General features: G+C 53.0%; 18 protein-coding genes. 15 read left to right on the top strand and 3 right to left on the bottom strand.

The features are described 5' to 3' along the window. Positions 1-2: 2 nt before the first annotated feature. Positions 3-956, top strand: a complete 954-nt coding sequence (gene flgL / locus AC3ITF_RS13950; protein WP_115258863.1) for a flagellar hook-associated protein FlgL — start codon at positions 3-5, stop codon at positions 954-956. Between the two features lie 78 nt (positions 957-1034). On the opposite strand, the gene AC3ITF_RS13945 is transcribed toward flgL, so the two are convergent. Then, on the bottom strand, positions 1035-2234 hold the full coding sequence (locus AC3ITF_RS13945) for an MFS transporter (RefSeq protein WP_181631358.1): 1200 nt from the start codon (positions 2232-2234) through the stop codon (positions 1035-1037). Between the two features lie 111 nt (positions 2235-2345). Here AC3ITF_RS13945 and AC3ITF_RS13940 point away from each other — a divergent pair, with 111 nt between their 5' ends. After that, positions 2346-3281 (top strand): LysR family transcriptional regulator, encoded by a 936-nt coding sequence (locus AC3ITF_RS13940; RefSeq protein WP_164496610.1) that lies wholly within the window; start codon positions 2346-2348, stop codon positions 3279-3281. Positions 3282-3321: 40 nt separating this feature from the next. Here the strand turns inward: AC3ITF_RS13940 and rne are convergent, their stop codons facing one another. Next, positions 3322-6612, bottom strand: a complete 3291-nt coding sequence (gene rne / locus AC3ITF_RS13935; RefSeq protein WP_181625505.1) for a ribonuclease E — start codon at positions 6610-6612, stop codon at positions 3322-3324. Between the two features lie 699 nt (positions 6613-7311). Between rne and rluC the strand changes: the two genes are divergently transcribed. Further along, a complete protein-coding gene (rluC, locus tag AC3ITF_RS13930; RefSeq protein WP_168246964.1) occupies positions 7312-8265 on the top strand; it encodes a 23S rRNA pseudouridine(955/2504/2580) synthase RluC in 954 nt (317 codons plus the stop codon). A gap of 82 nt (positions 8266-8347) precedes the next feature. Here the strand turns inward: rluC and AC3ITF_RS13925 are convergent, their stop codons facing one another. After that, entirely contained in the window at positions 8348-8932 is a 585-nt protein-coding gene (locus AC3ITF_RS13925) for a Maf family protein (protein WP_096757549.1), read from the bottom strand. Positions 8933-9129: 197 nt separating this feature from the next. Here AC3ITF_RS13925 and yceD point away from each other — a divergent pair, with 197 nt between their 5' ends. The 12 genes from yceD to holB all read left to right on the top strand — a co-directional run bounded on the left by yceD (position 9130) and on the right by holB (position 19079). After that, entirely contained in the window at positions 9130-9651 is a 522-nt protein-coding gene (gene yceD, locus AC3ITF_RS13920) for a 23S rRNA accumulation protein YceD (RefSeq protein WP_115258860.1), read from the top strand. Between the two features lie 16 nt (positions 9652-9667). Beyond that, a complete protein-coding gene (gene rpmF, locus AC3ITF_RS13915; protein WP_003036242.1) occupies positions 9668-9841 on the top strand; it encodes a 50S ribosomal protein L32 in 174 nt (57 codons plus the stop codon). 122 nt (positions 9842-9963) lie between these two features. Next, positions 9964-11043, top strand: coding sequence for a phosphate acyltransferase PlsX (plsX, locus tag AC3ITF_RS13910; RefSeq protein ID WP_096759432.1), 1080 nt, complete (start codon positions 9964-9966; stop codon positions 11041-11043). Positions 11044-11120: 77 nt separating this feature from the next. Further along, positions 11121-12074, top strand: a complete 954-nt coding sequence (fabH, locus tag AC3ITF_RS13905) for a beta-ketoacyl-ACP synthase III (protein WP_096757547.1) — start codon at positions 11121-11123, stop codon at positions 12072-12074. Between the two features lie 15 nt (positions 12075-12089). Next, positions 12090-13019, top strand: coding sequence for an ACP S-malonyltransferase (fabD, locus tag AC3ITF_RS13900; RefSeq protein WP_096757546.1), 930 nt, complete (start codon positions 12090-12092; stop codon positions 13017-13019). 12 nt (positions 13020-13031) lie between these two features. Beyond that, positions 13032-13766: a 3-oxoacyl-ACP reductase FabG gene (gene fabG, locus AC3ITF_RS13895; protein ID WP_096757545.1), complete on the top strand. Its 735-nt coding sequence runs from the start codon at positions 13032-13034 to the stop codon at positions 13764-13766. A gap of 155 nt (positions 13767-13921) precedes the next feature. Continuing rightward, positions 13922-14158: an acyl carrier protein gene (acpP, locus tag AC3ITF_RS13890; protein ID WP_000103754.1), complete on the top strand. Its 237-nt coding sequence runs from the start codon at positions 13922-13924 to the stop codon at positions 14156-14158. An 85-nt stretch (positions 14159-14243) separates the two neighbouring features. Further along, positions 14244-15485 (top strand): beta-ketoacyl-ACP synthase II, encoded by a 1242-nt coding sequence (gene fabF, locus AC3ITF_RS13885; RefSeq protein ID WP_115258859.1) that lies wholly within the window; start codon positions 14244-14246, stop codon positions 15483-15485. A gap of 127 nt (positions 15486-15612) precedes the next feature. Beyond that, positions 15613-16422, top strand: a complete 810-nt coding sequence (pabC, locus tag AC3ITF_RS13880) for an aminodeoxychorismate lyase (RefSeq protein WP_096757543.1) — start codon at positions 15613-15615, stop codon at positions 16420-16422. A 2-nt stretch (positions 16423-16424) separates the two neighbouring features. Then, positions 16425-17447, top strand: a complete 1023-nt coding sequence (gene yceG, locus AC3ITF_RS13875; protein WP_489175761.1) for a cell division protein YceG — start codon at positions 16425-16427, stop codon at positions 17445-17447. Next, positions 17437-18078, top strand: a complete 642-nt coding sequence (gene tmk / locus AC3ITF_RS13870; protein ID WP_115258856.1) for a dTMP kinase — start codon at positions 17437-17439, stop codon at positions 18076-18078. The genes yceG and tmk overlap by 11 nt, the downstream gene beginning before the upstream one ends. Beyond that, the gene (holB, locus tag AC3ITF_RS13865) at positions 18075-19079 is read left to right on the top strand and encodes a DNA polymerase III subunit delta' (protein WP_115258855.1); all 1005 of its coding nucleotides are present in this window, start codon (positions 18075-18077) and stop codon (positions 19077-19079) included. Before tmk ends, holB begins: the two co-directional genes overlap by 4 nt. Positions 19080-19089 lie beyond the last annotated feature (10 nt).

The following is a 19089-nucleotide window of genomic DNA, read 5'->3' as shown; positions in this document are numbered from 1 at the left end:
CAATGCGTATCAGTACCCAGATGATGTACCAGCAGAACATGCGGGGCATCACCAACTCTCAGGCGGAATGGATGAAATTCGGCGAGCAAATGTCGACGGGTAAACGGGTCATTAATCCGTCTGACGATCCGATTGCCGCCTCACAGGCCGTGGTGCTGTCTCAGGCTCAGGCACAAAACAGCCAGTACACGCTGGCGCGCTCTTTCGCCACGCAAAAAGTCTCACTGGAAGAAAACGTGTTGGGGCAGGTAACGACGGCTATTCAGAGCGCGCAGGAAAAAATTGTCCATGCTGCTAACGGGACGTTAAGTGATGATGACCGTGCATCGTTGGCAACTGATTTACAGGGGATCCGCGATCAGCTGATGAACCTGGCGAACAGCACCGATGGCAACGGGCGCTATATTTTCGGTGGATATAAAACAGAAAGTGCACCATTTGCCCAGGCTGATGGTACCTATACTGGCGGAACCCAAAACGTGACCCAGCAGGTCGATGCTGCCCGTACCATGGTGATTGGCCATACCGGGGATAAAATATTTGCCGAATTGACCAGTAATGCGGTGCCGGAACCCGCGGGTGGAACCCAGGAAAAGAGCCTGTTCAAAATGCTGGATACCGCTATTGATGCCCTCAAAACGCCGGTTGCTGGGGATGATGTGGCAAAAGATAAAGCGGCAGCCGCTATTGATAAAACCAGCCGTGGCCTGAAGAACTCGCTTAATAACGTCCTGTCTGTGCGTGCTGAATTAGGCACACAGCTCAGTGAGTTGAGCTCGCTGGATTCACTGGGTACCGATCGCGCATTAGGGCAAACTCAGCAGATGAGTAACCTGGTGGATGTCGACTGGAACGCAGCGATTTCGTCCTATGTTATGCAGCAGGCTGCGCTGCAGGCATCCTATAAAGCGTTTACCGATATGCAGGGAATGTCGTTGTTCCAGTTAAATCGTTAACGCCTTTTTTTGAAACATATCATGAAACTGGATATGTTTGTCTGCCCGCGCCACTTACACCCCGGCGCGGGCATTTTTTTAGGCCGTTTTTGTCCGACTCACCACGGTGTTACCCGTCAGTCTGATCATCAGAGCAATCGCACCGCTGACGGTTGCCAACCCGACAACGCCTTGCCAGTTTGCCAGGGCGTAAACTTGGGTGCCGAGAACTGAACCCAACGCCATGCCAATGAACACCAGGGTAAACAGTAGGGCGTTCAGGCGGCCCCGCGCCTGAGGCTCAAGGCTATAGACCAGATTCTGGTGAGCCACCAGGCTGGATTGTAGCCCAAGATCAAAGCCGACCGCAGAAAGGGCTATTAGCAGCCACTGTCCCTCAACCGGCAGGGCGGGCAGTAAAAACATCAGCGCGAAAGAAAGCGTCACTAATAATGCCCCCAGTTGCGTAACCTTTTCGCCGCCAATTCTGTCTGCAAGATGTCCAGCTAGCGGTGCGGCAAGTGCACCTGCTGCTCCTGCAATACCAAAACCCCCGGCTACTGCGCTGCCCATGTGATAATGCTCGGATAACATCACCGCCAGTGTTGACCAGAAGGCACTGAAGGCAATTGACAGGAATCCCTGTGCCAGCGCCGCCCGGCGCAGTACAGGATACCGTTGCCAGAGTTTGGCCATTGAGAGCATTAACGACGGATAGCTCAGCGTGGAATTGGCCGCAAAGTGAGGCAGCATTTTCCACATCACCACAGTAATAATGGCAATACTGATGGCGGCGAGTTGATACATCTCGCGCCAGCCAAACGCTTCGCCCACCAGACCACTGACGGTGCGGGAGAGCAAAATGCCCAGCAACAGGCCGGTCATCACCGCACCGACCGTTTTTCCCTGTTTCCCCGCGGGGGCGAGTATGGCTGCTGCGGGAACGATGTCCTGTGCCATGGTTGCCGCCATTCCCATCAGCAAGCTAATCAACAGCAGTGAATGCAGTTGCCCGCTAAAGCTGCAGGCCAGAAGCAGCACGGCAAGTGAGATGCTTTTCAGCAAGATTAAAGTCCGGCGGTCATAGCGGTCGCCAAGCGGCAAGAGAAACAAAATCCCCAGCGCGTACCCGGCCTGGGTAAGCGTCGGCACCAGCCCCATACCGGTGAGACTTAAGGTCAGGTCCTGACCGATCAGCGGCAGAAGAGGCTGGGCATAGTAGATAGCCGCCACGCTGAAACCGGCGCCAAGTGCCAGTACAAAGATGACCCAACGGGAAAGTGCGGTAGATGTGTTCACAAATGATTCCTCAATCACAGGATGTACGGCTATTTTTATCTTTCGCTCATTGGCACGGTAGCGGGCGTGGTGGTAAAACAGTTATACGTTTGACGTATGATGAAAGTGGTTATCTTGAAAAATGAGCGTATAGACAGAGTGGAGCTGATGCGGACGTTTGTGCGCATCGTTGAGGCAGGATCGCTCTCTGCGGCGGCAAAACAGATGGGGACCACCCAGGCGACCGTCAGTCGGAGACTGCAATCCCTTGAAACGCTGCTGGGTGTGAAACTGATTTTACGCACCACCCACGCGATGAAATTGACCGATGACGGAGAGCGGGGATATCAGCATGCTAAGCATATTATCGATGCCTGGTTAGCGCTGGAAGATGGGCTGAATATCACGGAGGATGAACCCGTCGGTACGCTGCGGGTACGAGCGCCTCATGCGTTTGGTCAGCAACAACTGCTTGAACCGCTGCTGCAATTTCTGGCCCGTTATCCGCAGTTATCGGTGGAGTGGATGCTCAATGACAAAACGGTGGATTTCCTTAGCGACAATATTGATTGCGCGATCCGAGTGGGTGCGGAAGTTGATCCGGCAACGGTCTCCGTTCTGCTGGCCGAAGTGCCCCGAAGCATTGTGGCCAGCCCGGCATTGCTGGCGCAGTATGGCGATACTACGCATCCCGAACAGTTATCAACGCTGCCGTGGATTGCTGTAAACACGTTTTATCAGCATAGTGTGTCGCTGCGCCATCAACAGCGAAATGAACCCATCACGATAAATATCTCTCCCCGATTAAGCACGGACAGTATTTATGTTGCCAGAAATGCGGCTCTGGCAGGGCTGGGGGTAGCCATTGTGTCAAGCTGGATGGTGGAAGAAGATATTGTTCACGGGCGTTTAGTCGAGTTATTCGCAGACTGGCCTGCGGCATCGCTGCCGGTGCATCTGGTGTATCCCTGGGCGCGTTATTATCCGGTCCGACTGCGTAAATTTCTGGCGCTGATGAAGGATGTGATGCCGCAGCTGACGGGAATGAAACAAATCGATAAGAAATAAAAAAGCCGACCCGAAGGTCGGCTTTGATGTTGATTACGGCTTACTCAACAGGCTGCGGGCGTGTGGCTGGGGCAGTAGCCTGATGCGTGGCGCTGTGACCGCCTGCGGCACCTTTGCCTTCGAAGTCGAAAGCAGGGCGCTGCCAGTCGCTCTGACGCGGCGCTTCTGGTTCGTAGTCCGGCGCAGGTGCGCGGGTCATCGGTGCGGTTGCGTGGCTGTGAACCGTTACGGGTACAGCGGCAACAGACGCAGGTTCTACCACAGCTTCAGCGACAACGACTGGTGCAACCGGTGCGACTTCTTCCTGCGTAACCGGGGCAATTGGCGCGGCCTCGATAACCGGTTCAGCAACGTCTGGCTGGGCGACAGCGACGTCAACCTGGACAGGTTCTTCGGTAATCGGTGCTTCTACCACGTTTGCTACGGGCTCAGCTTCAGCAACAACCTCTTCTGCAACCGGGACGTCAGCGTCAACGATGAACTGCGGTTGTTCCTCAACAGCCGTCTCGATAACCTCCGGATGTGTGGTTTCAACCGCCACAACCTGAGGTTCGACAACGACGGTTTCGGTGACTACCGGCGCTTCTGTGACCGCGACAGATGCCGCTACGGTTTCCACTGCTGGTGCAACGACCGCTGCAATGCTTTGCTGCTCGGCGATAACCGGCTGCACCTGGGCCACTTCCTGCTGATGCTGCTCTTCAACCTGCAGTTCCTGTGCACGGGCAACAGGGTAACGGATCCAGACTTTACCAGAGGCTAATTCTGGAGATGCACAGGCGACAGTAATCGGCATTGGCGACTGCGTCGGGTAACGTTCGTCACGATAGCGACGACGACGCTGTCCGCTTACGCGCAGATGGCGAGGCGAGCGGCGAGAACGACGCGGCATACCGTTGCTATCACGTGCATCGTTGTTATCACGCGCATCGTTGTTATCTTCATGCTCGGTAGTGACAACGGCAGGCAGGTCGACTTTCGCCAGTTCAGTTCGCTGGGCAACAGCGGCCTGAACCACAGGCTCAGCCACAACCGTTTCGGTAACCACGGCAGCGGTTACGGCTTCGGTTTCGACGGTTGCGCTATCGGTGTAACGAACCTTCTGGTTCAACTGACGCTGTTTACGGCGAGTCTGAGGCTGGCGAACGCGCTCTTCCTGATCCGTATCCTGTGCCGGTTGTTCAACCAGGTTCAGTTCTTTAACTTCCTGCGGTGCCTGACGCTTGTCGTCGTTACGACGGCGGTTGCGTTCACGACGCGGAGCCTGCTGCTCGTCACCTGACTTCGCTTTATCAGCAACATCAGTGGATTGCTGGCGGGTATCGCGCGCTTCGGCATTCTGCGGCTGGCGACGGTTACGGCGATTTTCATCGCGGTTTTCGCTGCTATCAGAACGTTCATTACGGTTGTCACGATCGCGGTTATCACGTTCGCCACGGTTATCGCGATTATCACGACGATCGTTACGATCGTTGCGGTCACGGCGATTGTTCTGACGAGGCTTACGACGATCCTGCTGGCGTTCAGAAGATTTCTCTTCCGCTTTCGGTGCTGGCTGCTCAACCGGCTTGGCTTCTTCATTGCCACCAAAGATGGACTTCAGTGCGCCGAGGAAACGACCAAACAAACCAGGCTGTTCGGATCCTGCTGCGACTGCAGCTGCTTTTGGTGCGGCAGCAACGGCTGTAACGGCAGGCTCCTGCAGAGCAGGTTCTGGCGGTACGTCTGGCATGGCGAAGGTCGCCAGCGCAGGCTGTTCAGGCTGTTTACGTTCGACGTACTCTTCTTCCGTCGGTAACGCCATCTCTTCTTCGTGCAGTTTCGGCAGCAGATAGCTCAGGGTCGATGTCTCTTCACCTTTGCGAACACGCAGAACAGAGTAGTGCGGTGTTTCCATTTGATCGTTGGGCACGATCACACAGCGTACGCCGTTCTGTCGGGTTTCAATGGCATTGACCGCAGTACGTTTTTCGTTAAGCAGATAAGACGCAATCGGCACCGGGACAATCGCATGGACTTCCTGGGTGTTTTCCTTCAGCGCTTCTTCTTCAATCAGGCGCAGAATAGACAGCGACAGCGATTCGTTATCACGCACTGTACCTGTGCCGGAGCAACGCGGGCAGACGTGATGGCTGGATTCGCCTAATGACGGGCTAAGACGCTGACGGGACATCTCCAGCAAGCCGAAGCGAGAAATATGGCTAATCTGGATACGCGCACGGTCCTGACGAACGGCTTCACGCAGACGGTTCTCAACGGCACGTTGGTGACGAACCGGCGTCATGTCGATGAAGTCGATAACAATCAGGCCGCCGAGGTCACGAAGACGCAGCTGGCGAGCGATTTCATCGGCCGCTTCAAGGTTGGTATTAAATGCGGTCTCTTCGATATCGCCGCCGCGCGTGGCACGTGCGGAGTTGATATCAATTGCGGTCAGTGCTTCGGTGCTATCGATAACGATAGAACCCCCAGAGGGCAGACGTACTTCACGCTGGAACGCAGACTCAATCTGAGACTCGATTTGATAGTGGCTGAACAGCGGGATTTCACCGGTGTAGAGCTTAATTTTGCTGCTGAAATCCGGACGACCCAACGCGGCGATGTGCTGACGCGCCATCTCCATGACTTTTGGGTTATCAATGAGGATTTCGCCGATATCCTGACGTAAATAGTCGCGGAATGCGCGAACGATGACATTACTTTCCTGATGGATCAGGAACGGAGCAGGGCGGCTGTCAGCGGCCTTTTTAATCGCTTCCCAGTGCTTCAGACGGAAACTCAGGTCCCACTGCAGCGCTTCTGCGGATTTACCAACACCCGCAGTGCGTACGATGAGCCCCATGCCATCAGGCAGTTCCAGGCTTGCCAGCGCTTCTTTGAGTTCTGTCCGGTCATCGCCTTCGATGCGACGAGAGATACCACCCGCACGCGGGTTGTTAGGCATCAGAACCAAATAACTACCCGCCAGGCTGATAAAGGTGGTCAGTGCAGCACCTTTGTTGCCGCGTTCTTCTTTATCAATCTGAACAATCACTTCCTGACCTTCGCGCAACACATCTTTAATGTTGGGACGGCCATGGGAGTTGTAGTTAGCGGGGAAGTATTCGCGGGCAATTTCTTTTAACGGGAGGAAACCGTGACGTTCAGCGCCATAATCAACAAAAGCGGCTTCCAGACTCGGTTCAATACGGGTAATTTTACCTTTATAGATGTTGGCTTTTTTCTGCTCGTGTCCAGGACTTTCGATATCCAGATCGTACAGACGCTGCCCATCTACAAGGGCGACACGCAACTCTTCCTGCTGAGTCGCGTTAATTAACATTCTTTTCATCGTAACTTACTCATTATTCTTACATTGACGACTAAGCTGCGGGCAGAGTAATGCCTTTCCGGGTGTGAACCGATGGCCTCGTGTCTATTCGCGTCGCCAACCTCACGGTTATCGTCAGCTCAAAGAGGCGCAGAGTGTCGGTTGCCTGTATTTCATACGGAAACACAGCGCAATTATCAGGGGAACAGTCTGGGTGTTACTCTCCAGAAACGCTTCCATTATGCTCGTCGTCTTTCACGCTATCGGTGCGTTGGCTTCATCTACTCACCCCAGTCACTCACCGGAGTAAATTCTTGGGGGTTCCCAGACTTGCCGTCTTCCTACAACGCGAAATTCATAGAGCACTTACCGGTAAGGACTGCAACCCGCAGCCCGCTAACTGCCTGAAAGATCAATACGTCTTACGCCATTGCTGCGTTGATGATCGGTCGGGCAAAATTGGGTCATTCCGGAAAAGTTCTTGTTTTAACAAGATTCAACACGGAGACGACCTCATTATTCCACTGCTAACCTTGTTATAGCAAGATGACTTTTGCCATTTACCACCCGGTTACTCACAGTTTTTACACTTCCGTACAGTGATTGGTTTAATAACCACCAAATCGAAACTGTCAAACCTGTGTAATAGGGTATAGCAGTTAATATAAGCATAGAAAAATGTGTGGCGCGAATCTTGATGGCTATTTAAAATCGGCACCCATGAAAACAGAGACTCCAGCCGTAAAAATTGTTGCCATTACTGCCGACGAAGCAGGGCAACGCATCGACAACTTTCTGCGCACCCAGCTCAAAGGCGTGCCAAAAAGTATGATTTATCGCATTTTGCGTAAGGGCGAAGTGCGTGTGAATAAAAAACGCATCAAACCCGAGTACAAGCTCGAAGACGGAGATATTGTGCGTATTCCGCCAGTGCGTGTCGCTGAGCGCGAAGAAGAAGCTATTTCACCGCATCTGCAGAAGGTCGCCGCGCTGGCCGATGTTATTCTGTATGAAGATGACCATATTCTGGTGCTCAACAAACCGTCAGGCACGGCCGTGCATGGCGGCAGTGGATTAAGCTTTGGGGTAATTGAAGGTCTGCGAGCGTTACGCCCGGAGGCACGTTTCCTTGAATTGGTGCATCGCCTCGACCGTGACACGTCTGGCGTGCTGTTGGTTGCAAAAAAACGTTCCGCACTGCGTTCGCTGCATGAACAGTTGCGCGAAAAGGGAATGCAAAAAGATTACCTGGCGCTGGTAAGAGGTCAGTGGCAGTCGCATGTCAAAACCGTACAGGCGCCGCTGTTAAAGAATATTCTGCAAAGCGGTGAGCGAATCGTGCGGGTAAATCAGGAAGGTAAACCGTCGGAGACGCGATTTAAAGTGGAAGAGCGCTATGCGTTTTCCACGCTTGTGCGCTGTAGTCCGGTAACCGGGCGGACCCACCAGATTCGCGTGCATACCCAGTATGCTGGACATCCTATTGCTTTTGACGATCGCTATGGCGACCGTGAGTTCGACAAGCAGTTGGCCGGTACGGGGCTGAACCGACTGTTTCTGCATGCCGCAGCATTGAAGTTTACCCATCCGGGGACCGGTGAGGTCATGCGTGTTGAAGCCCCGATGGATAATCAGCTGAAACGCTGCCTTGAAATATTACGCAGCAAAGCCTGATGCGCGTTGCTTATCAGGCCTACCATTGCGTTATGCGCCGTAGGCCTGATAAGACGCACCGCGTCGCCATCAGGAAGATTAATCAGGCTTTCAGCGGATTCATCTCTTCCCGGCGTAGCATTTGACACAACGCAATCAGCGGCAGGCCAACCAACGTATTAGGATCGCGACCCTCCAGACGCTCAAAGAGCGCAATACCTAATCCCTCGCTTTTAAAACTGCCGGCACAATGTAACGGACGTTCTTTGCGTACGTAATCGTCAATTTCCGTCTCGCTTAAATGACGGAAATGAACATCGAACGGTTCGACTTCGGTTTGTAAATGTCCGTTTGCAGAATTATACAGCGCCAGTCCGGTGTAAAACGTCACAATATTGCCGCTGGCTTTGGTTAATTGTTGTCTGGCCTTTTCTTCTGTTAACGGTTTTCCGGTTATTTCTCCATCAAGTACACAGATTTGATCGGATCCAATAATGAGGTGTGATGTGTAGCGGTGGGCAAGAGATTGCGCTTTTTCCTGGGCCAGACGTAACACCAAATGCCGAGGTGTTTCGCCAGGCTGCGGTGTTTCATCAACCTCAGGTGCTGCACATTCGAACGGGATGGCCAGTTTTTCAAGCAAGGCGCGACGCCAGGGAGAGGTAGACGCAAGAATGAGTTGAGGCATATTTTTTCCCTCGCATATAGCGTAATGATGAGAGCCATTTTAAACTAGGGCTCTCGACCTTCAAGTTGGCTGCTATGGCCAGACTTGAGTGATTTTAAGTCGATGACCCGCAATGTGTGCGAATTATTGGCAAAAGGCAACCTCAGGCTGCCTTTTTCTTTGACTCTATGACGTTACAAAGTTAATATGCGCGCCCTATGCAAAAGGTAAAATTACCCCTGACTCTTGATCCGGTTCGTACGGCTCAAAAACGCCTCGATTATGAAGGTATCTATACTTCTGATCTGTTAGAGCGCGTCACCGATTTTGTAGTCAGTGTGGACAGTGATGTGGAATGCTCCATGTCGTTCGCGATCGATAACCAACGTCTTGCCGTTATTACCGGTGATGCGAAGGTCTCGGTTACGCTCGCATGCCAGCGTTGCGGGAAACCGTTCCCACTCCATGTCCACACAACATATTGTTTTAGTCCTGTCCGTTCTGACGAGCAGGCTGAAGCACTGCCGGAAGCGTATGAACCGATTGAGGTTAACGAATTCGGTGAAATCGATCTGCTTGCAATGGTTGAAGATGAGATTATCCTCTCCTTGCCGGTAGTTCCGGTGCATGATTCTGAACACTGTGAAGTGTCCGAGGCGGACATGGTCTTTGGTGAATTGCCTGATGAAGCGCAAAAACCAAATCCATTTGCCGTATTAGCCAGCTTAAAGCGTAAGTAATTGAGGAGTAAGGTCCATGGCCGTACAACAGAATAAACCAACCCGTTCCAAACGTGGCATGCGTCGTTCTCATGACGCTCTGACCGCAGTCACCAGCCTGTCTGTAGACAAAACTTCTGGTGAACAACACCTGCGTCACCACATCACTGCCGATGGTTTCTACCGCGGCCGTAAGGTAATCGCTAAGTAATCACGCATGGCTCAATGAATTTCCCACCTCGGTGAGAAAGACAAAGAGAACCAGCGTGATGAAGCTTAGTGAGGCTTTCCCCGGGTAACTGGGGAAACACCTAGCCGAGCAGCGACGATACCTTGACACGTCTAACCCTGGCGTTAGATGTCATGGGGGGAGATTTTGGCCCTACCGTGACAGTGCCTGCAGCACTGCAGGCACTGAATTCTAATTCGCAACTCACACTTCTTTTAGTCGGGGATCCCGATACAATCACGCCATTACTTGCCAAAGCTGACTTCGAACAACGTTCACGTCTGCAGATTATCCCTGCTCAGTCAGTTATTGCCAGTGATGCCCGGCCCTCGCAGGCTATCCGCGCCAGTCGTGGTAGCTCTATGCGTGTTGCCCTGGAGCTCGTGAAAGAAGGTCGTGCAGAAGCCTGTGTGAGCGCCGGTAATACGGGCGCGCTAATGGGACTGGCGAAGTTATTACTCAAACCCCTTGAGGGGATTGAGCGACCTGCGTTGGTGACGGTGTTGCCGCATCAGCAGAAGGGCAAAACGGTGGTGCTGGATCTCGGCGCTAACGTTGATTGCGACAGTACGATGTTGGTGCAATTTGCCGTCATGGGTTCCGTGCTGGCAGAAGAGGTGGTTGGGATTGCCAGCCCTCGCGTTGCATTGCTTAATATCGGTGAAGAAGAAACTAAGGGTCTCGACAGTATTCGGGATGCTTCTGCTGTGCTAAAAACAATCCCTTCCATTAACTATATCGGCTATCTTGAAGCCAATGAGTTGTTGACTGGCAAAACCGATGTGTTGGTTTGTGACGGCTTTACAGGCAATGTCACATTAAAGACGATGGAAGGTGTTGTAAGAATGTTCCTTTCACTGCTGAAATCTCAGGGTGAGGGCAAAAAACGGTCGTGGTGGCTGCTGTTATTAAAACGTTGGTTACAAAAAAGCCTAACGAGGCGATTCAGTCACCTCAACCCCGACCAGTATAATGGCGCCTGTCTGTTAGGATTGCGCGGCACAGTGATAAAAAGTCATGGTGCGGCCAATCAGCGAGCATTTGAAGTCGCGATTGAACAGGCAGTGCAGGCGGTGCAGCGACAAGTTCCTCAGCGAATTGCCGCTCGCCTGGAATCTGTATACCCAGCTGGATTCGAACTGCTGGATGGTGGCGAAACGACACGCTCGCGGGCGCGCAGATGATAGTGCGGTCGAGAGCGTAGCCTACCTACCCGTGATTTGTTCGTAGCGGTATATAACCAAAAAGTGACTGAGCGTACATGTATACGAAGATTATTGGTACTGGCAGCTATCTGCCTGAACAAGTGCGTACTAACGCCGATTTGGAAAAAATGGTCGAGACATCTGATGAGTGGATTGTCACTCGTACAGGTATCCGTGAACGCCATATTGCCGCGCCCAATGAAACCGTTGCGACGATGGGCTTTGCCGCCGCAAACCGCGCACTTGAAATGGCTGGCATCGATAAAGATCAAATTGGTCTGATTGTGGTTGCGACCACATCATCAACGCACGCTTTTCCGAGTGCGGCGTGCCAGATCCAAAGTATGCTGGAAATTAAAGGCTGCCCGGCGTTTGACGTCGCGGCTGCCTGCGCCGGTTTTACTTATGCCCTGAGCGTGGCTGACCTGTACGTTAAGTCCGGCGCAGTGAAGCACGCGCTGGTGATCGGGTCTGATGTGCTGGCGCGTACTTGTGATCCGACCGATCGCGGGACGATCATTATTTTTGGTGATGGTGCTGGCGCGGTGGTACTGAGTGCCTCAGAAGAGCCAGGCATTCTCTCCACTCATTTGCATGCTGATGGTCGCTATGGCGAACTGTTGACACTGCCGAATGCCGATCGTGTGAATCCGGAGAATCCGATTCATCTGACCATGGCGGGTAACGAAGTCTTTAAAGTGGCGGTTACCGAGCTTGCACACATCGTTGATGAAACGCTGGCAGCGAATAATCTCGACCGTTCTGCCCTGGACTGGTTGGTACCGCACCAGGCAAACTTGCGCATTATCAGCGCGACGGCGAAAAAGCTGGGCATGTCGATGGATAATGTCGTGGTTACGCTGGACAGACATGGCAATACGTCAGCCGCTTCCGTTCCATGTGCGTTGGACGAAGCCGTCCGCGACGGGCGAATTAAAGCCGGTCAGCTGATATTGCTTGAGGCCTTCGGGGGTGGATTCACTTGGGGCTCGGCGCTGGTTCGTTTCTAGTATAAGGATTTTAACATGACGCAATTTGCATTTGTGTTCCCGGGTCAGGGATCTCAAACCGTTGGGATGTTGTCTGAAATGGCTGCAGCCTACCCCATTGTTGAAGAAACTTTTGCTGAAGCTTCAGCTGCGCTGGGCTATGATCTGTGGGCACTTACCCAGCAGGGACCAGCAGAAGAACTGAATAAAACCTGGCAAACGCAGCCAGCGCTGTTAACGGCCTCTGTTGCATTGTACCGCGTGTGGCAGCAGCAGGGTGGCGCAACGCCTGCGCTGATGGCCGGGCATAGCCTGGGTGAATACTCCGCGTTGGTATGCGCGGGTGTCATCAACTTTGCTGATGCCGTACGCCTGGTTGAACTGCGTGGCAAATTCATGCAGGAAGCGGTGCCGGAAGGTACGGGCGGCATGTCTGCTATCATCGGCCTGGACGATGCGTCCATCGCGAAAGCCTGTGAAGAGTCAGCAGAAGGTCAGGTTGTATCACCGGTTAACTTTAACTCACCGGGCCAGGTGGTGATTGCCGGGCATAAAGAAGCCGTAGAACGTGCAGGTGCAGCATGTAAAGCTGCAGGTGCGAAACGTGCTCTGCCGCTGCCGGTTAGCGTGCCGTCTCACTGCGCGTTGATGAAACCAGCAGCAGAAAAACTGGCCGTTGAACTGCAGAAGATCACTTTTAATGCACCGACCGTTCCGGTTGTGAACAATGTCGATGTGAAGTGCGAAACCCACGCAGACGCGATCCGCGATGCGCTGGTTCGCCAACTGTACAGCCCGGTTCAGTGGACCAAAACCGTCGAGTTTATGGCGTCCCAGGGCGTAGAGCATCTGTATGAAGTGGGGCCGGGTAAAGTCCTCACGGGTCTGACAAAACGTATTGTTGATACCCTGACTGCTTCGGCATTGAATGAGCCGGCGGCGCTGACTGCGGCGCTTGCGCAATAAAAGAGGAAAACCATGAGTTTTGAAGGAAAAATCGCGCTGGTTACCGGTGCAAGCCGTGGCATTGGCCGCGCAATTGCTGAAACACTCGTTGCCCGTGGCGCGAAAGTGATCGGCACTGCAACCAGCGAAAGCGGTGCGCAGGCCATTAGCGATTACTTAGGTGCAAATGGTAAAGGTCTGGTGTTGAATGTGACCGATCCTGCATCTATCGAATCTGTTCTGGGAAATATTCGCGCAGAATTTGGGGAAGTCGATATTCTGGTTAATAATGCCGGGATTACTCGTGATAACCTGTTAATGCGCATGAAAGATGACGAGTGGAACGATATCATCGAAACCAACCTGTCATCTGTTTTCCGTCTGTCAAAAGCGGTAATGCGCGCTATGATGAAAAAGCGTCATGGTCGTATTATCACTATTGGTTCTGTGGTTGGTACCATGGGAAATGCGGGTCAGGCCAACTACGCTGCGGCGAAAGCGGGTTTGATCGGCTTCAGTAAATCACTGGCACGTGAAGTTGCGTCTCGTGGCATTACTGTAAACGTTGTTGCTCCGGGCTTTATTGAAACGGACATGACGCGTGCGCTGACTGATGAGCAGCGTGCGGGTACGCTGGCGGCAGTTCCTGCGGGGCGCCTTGGCTCCCCAAATGAAATCGCCAATGCGGTTGCATTTTTAGCTTCTGACGAAGCAAGTTACATCACAGGTGAGACTTTGCATGTCAACGGCGGGATGTACATGGTTTAACCACGAGATAAAAAAATTTGCGTTATTAGGGTGAATGCCCTCAAAATAACGCAAAATCGTGGTAAGACCTGCCGGGATTTAGTTGCAAATTTTTCAACATTTTATACACTACGAAAACCATCGCGAAAGCGAGTTTTGATAGGAAATTTAAGAGTATGAGCACTATCGAAGAACGCGTTAAGAAAATTATCGGCGAACAGCTGGGCGTTAAGCAGGAAGAAGTAACCAACAATGCTTCCTTCGTTGAAGACCTGGGCGCAGATTCTCTTGACACCGTTGAGCTGGTAATGGCTCTGGAAGAAGAGTTTGATACTGAGATTCCGGACGAAGAAGCTGAGAAAATCACTACCGTTCAGGCTGCCATTGATTACATCAACGGTCACCAGGCGTAAGTGAACATCTCCAGGCGGTCATTCGACCGCCTGAGTTTTATCTTTTTATCCCACTTGAATTATTTTCCCTCCCTGGAGGACAACCGTGTCTAAGCGTCGTGTAGTTGTGACCGGACTGGGCATGTTGTCTCCTGTCGGCAATACCGTAGAGTCTACCTGGAAAGCTCTCCTTGCCGGTCAGAGTGGCATCAGCCTGATCGACCATTTCGATACTAGCGCCTATGCAACGAAATTTGCTGGCTTAGTAAAGGATTTTAACTGTGATGACATTATCTCGCGCAAAGAACAGCGCAAGATGGATGCCTTCATTCAATATGGAATTGTCGCTGGCGTTCAGGCCATGCAGGATTCTGGTCTCGAAATTACGGAAGAGAACGCTCACCGTGTTGGCGCCGCTATTGGCTCCGGTATTGGTGGTCTCGGTCTTATCGAAGAAAACCATACCTCGCTGGTAAACGGTGGACCACGTAAGATCAGTCCATTCTTCGTTCCGTCGACGATTGTTAACATGGTGGCCGGTCACTTGACCATCATGTACGGCCTGCAAGGGCCAAGCATCTCCATCGCTACCGCCTGCACTTCAGGCGTGCATAACATCGGTCATGCCGCGCGTATCATTGCATACGGCGACGCAGACGCGATGGTTGCGGGTGGTGCTGAAAAAGCCAGTACACCGCTGGGTGTGGGTGGTTTTGGCGCAGCACGTGCGCTGTCTACGCGTAATGATAACCCGCAAGCGGCAAGCCGCCCGTGGGACAAAGAGCGTGACGGTTTTGTGCTGGGCGACGGCGCAGGTATGGTGGTACTGGAAGAGTACGAGCATGCAAAAGCGCGTGGTGCAAAAATTTACGCTGAAGTGGTCGGTTTTGGGATGAGCAGCGATGCTTACCATATGACTTCGCCGCCGGAAAACGGCGCGGGTGCTGCACTGGCGATGGTCAACGCATTACGTGACGCGGCTATCGAACCCGGTCAGATTGCCTATGTCAACGCACATGGCACGTCTACACCAGCAGGCGATAAAGCGGAAACTCAGGCAGTGAAATCTGTCTTTGGTGATGCGGCACGTAGCGTGATGGTCAGTTCGACCAAATCCATGACCGGACACCTGTTGGGTGCGGCGGGCGCGGTAGAGTCTATTTTCTCTATTCTGGCGCTGCGCGATCAGGCGGTTCCACCAACCATCAACCTGGATAACCCGGATGAAGGTTGTGACCTGGACTTTGTTCCGCACGAAGCACGTCAGGTCAGCGGCATGGAATATGCTCTTTGTAACTCCTTCGGCTTTGGTGGTACTAACGGTTCGGTGATCTTTAAAAAGATCTAAGTCCCGCAGGTAACTTACCTGGCGTCATAAAAAAGGTCCGCTTGCGGGCCTTTTTTTATTCGATTTTTCGACCTTGTCCTGGCTTTGGCATCCTGCCAAACTAGCGGACCACGAATAAGGAGCCACCATGTTCTTAATTAATGGCCGTGAGCAGGGCACGTTGGTTGCAAGCGATCGTGCGACGCAGTTTGGTGACGGATGTTTTACCACTGCGCGAATTGTCGATGGTAATGTGTGTTTTCTTTCGGCGCATCTCCAGCGTTTAGACGACGCATGCAAAAAATTGCTGATCCCCTTCGATAAGTGGTCAGAACTGCAAGATGAAATGCAAATGCTGGCGGTCGGGCATACACGTGGTGTACTGAAAGTGATCATCAGTCGTGGTAGCGGGGGCAGGGGCTATAGTGGCGCGAACTGTCATTCGCCTACGCGTATTCTCTCTACTTCTGCCTTTCCCACACATTACGCTCGTTGGCAGAACGATGGGATTGTTCTGGCTGTAAGTCCTGTGCGTCTGGGGCGCAATCCGATGCTTGCCGGAATTAAACACTTGAACCGACTGGAGCAGGTGCTGATTCGTTCTCATCTTGAGCAGACAGACGCCGATGAAGCGCTGGTTCTTGACAGTGAGGGATGGGTTACGGAATGCTGTGCGGCTAATGTGTTCTGGCGTAAAGACGATGTCGTTTATACCCCTCGACTGGATCAGGCTGGCGTGAACGGCATTATGCGACAATTCTGTATGCGGATGCTGGCACAATCACCGTTCAAGATTGTCGACGTGTATGCGCGGGAAGAGGACGTGATGCAGGCGGATGAGATGGTTGTCTGTAATGCATTAATGCCGGTGGTTCCCGTGCGTGCCTGTGGTGACAGGATGTTGTCTTCACGTTTGTTATTCGATTTTTTAGCCCCACTTTGTGAGCACCCAAATTAGTCATGAAAAAATTGTTACGCGTTGTTCTTTTATTGCTGGTTGTGCTGGGCATTGCCACGGGTGTGGGAATGTGGAAAGTTCGCCATCTGGCGGACAGTAAATTATTGATTAAAGATGAAACGATTTTTACGCTGAAAGCGGGCACGGGTCGTCTGGCTCTGGGTGAGCAGCTGTATGCAGATAAGGTGATTAATCGTCCACGCGTATTCCAGTGGTTACTGCGTATTGAACCCGACCTTTCGCATTTTAAAGCCGGGACCTACCGGTTGACGCCTGATATGACCGTACGGGAAATGTTGCAACTGCTGGAAAGCGGAAAAGAAGCACAGTTCCCATTACGTCTGGTTGAGGGCATGCGCCTGAGTGATTACCTTAAACAGCTGCGCGATGCGCCCTATATCAAGCACACATTGAGCGACGACAACTATGCTACCGTTGCCGAGGCGCTGAAGCTGGAGAACCCGGAATGGGTGGAAGGCTGGTTCTGGCCGGATACCTGGATGTATACCGCCAACACCTCGGATGTGGCGCTGCTGAAGCGTGCGCACCAGAAAATGGTCAAAGCTGTTGATACTGCCTGGGAAGGGCGTGCCGAAGGTCTACCGTATACCGACAAAAATCAGCTGGTGACCATGGCCTCTATTATTGAAAAAGAAACCGCTGTGGCCAGCGAGCGCGATCAGGTGGCCTCGGTGTTTATAAACCGTTTACGTATTGGCATGCGCTTACAGACCGATCCGACCGTGATTTACGGGATGGGCACACGGTATAATGGTAAATTGTCGCGCGCCGACCTGGAAACGCCGACTGCGTATAACACCTACACCATTACCGGGCTGCCGCCAGGCCCGATTGCTATGCCGGGCGAAGCCTCATTGCAGGCCGCCGCGCATCCGGCAAAAACACCGTATCTCTATTTCGTGGCTGACGGTAAAGGTGGTCACACGTTTAATACCAATCTTGCCAGCCACAACCGATCTGTGCAGGATTATCTGAAAGTGCTTAAGGAAAAAAATGGGCAGTAATTATATCGTCATCGAGGGCCTGGAAGGCGCCGGAAAAACTACCGCGCGGGATGTAGTGGTGGAGACACTTGAGCAACTCGGTATCCGCGACATGGTGTTTACCCGCGAGCCAGGTGGGACCCAGCTGGCAGAGAAATTAAGAAGCCTGGTGCTGGACATCAAGTCGGTCGGTGACGAAGTGATTACCGATAAAGCGGAAGTGCTGATGTTCTACGCCGCACGTGTTCAGCTGGTCGAAACCGTCATTAAGCCTGCGTTGGCAAAAGGTGCCTGGGTGATTGGCGACCGTCACGATCTGTCGACCCAGGCCTATCAGGGCGGTGGCCGTGGCATCGACCAAACGATGCTGGCCACTCTGCGTGATGCGGTACTCGGTGATTTTCGCCCGGACCTGACGCTCTATCTGGATGTGACGCCTGAAGTGGGTTTAAAGCGTGCCCGTGCTCGTGGTGAGCTGGACCGCATTGAACAGGAGTCTTTTGACTTCTTTAATCGCACCCGTGCCCGCTATCTGGAACTGGCGGCGATAGATCCCAGTATCCGTACCATAGATGCCACGCAGCCGCTTGAAGCTGTCATGAATGATATCCGTAGCACCATTACCCACTGGGTACAGGAGCAGGGCGCATGAAATGGTATCCATGGTTACGACCCGATTTTGAAAAACTTGTCGCCAGTTACCAGGCGGGTCGCGGTCACCATGCGTTACTGATTCAGGCGTTACCCGGTATGGGTGACGACGCGCTGATTTACGCCCTGAGTCGCTATCTGATGTGCCAGCAGCCGGAAGGGCATAAAAGCTGCGGACGTTGCCGTGGTTGCCAGTTGATGCAGGCAGGAACGCATCCTGACTATTATTCTCTGCTGCCGGAAAAAGGAAAGAACACGCTGGGTGTTGACGCGGTGCGTGAAGTCACTGAAAAGCTGTACGAACATTCGCGTCTGGGCGGTGCCAAAGTGGTGTGGATCCCCGATGCTGCCCAGTTAACGGATGCGGCAGCCAATGCCCTGCTAAAGACGTTAGAAGAGCCGCCGGCGCAAACGTGGTTTTTCCTGGCTACTACCGAGCCGGCACGCTTACTTGCCACATTACGCAGCCGTTGTCGATTGCATCACCTTGCTCCCCCGGAGGAATCGTATGCGGTTTCCTGGTTGGCCCGCGAAGTGACTGCCCCGCAGGATGCACTTCTTAGCGCACTACGCCTGAGCGCCGGGTCTCCTGGGGCGGCACTAATGTTGCTTCAGGCAGAAAGCTGGGCGCACCGTAGCGATTTTTGCGCGGCACTGGCGAACACCTTGCATTCCGGCGACTGGTATCAGCTGCTGGCGGCGCTCAACCATGAACAAGCTGCAGCCCGCTTACACTGGCTGGCAACGCTGTTTACGGATGCGCTCAAACGTCCGTATGGTGCTGCCCATTTAACTAACCCTGATGCACTGGCGTTGATTTCATCCATTGCTGAACGGTTCTCCGTGGCGCAGATTCAGGCGATGCTGGGTGATGTATGCCACTGCCGTCAGCAACTGCTCAACGTGACGGGTGTCAATCGTGAACTGGTATTAACCGATCTTATCCTGCGTATTGAGCATTACCTGCAACCAGGCGCCGTACTGCCTGTTCCCCATCTTTGAGAGAGACATT

The organism is Citrobacter sp. KH_055_1 (genome assembly GCF_057838705.1).
This window is presented reverse-complemented; position numbering and strand designations above follow the sequence as displayed.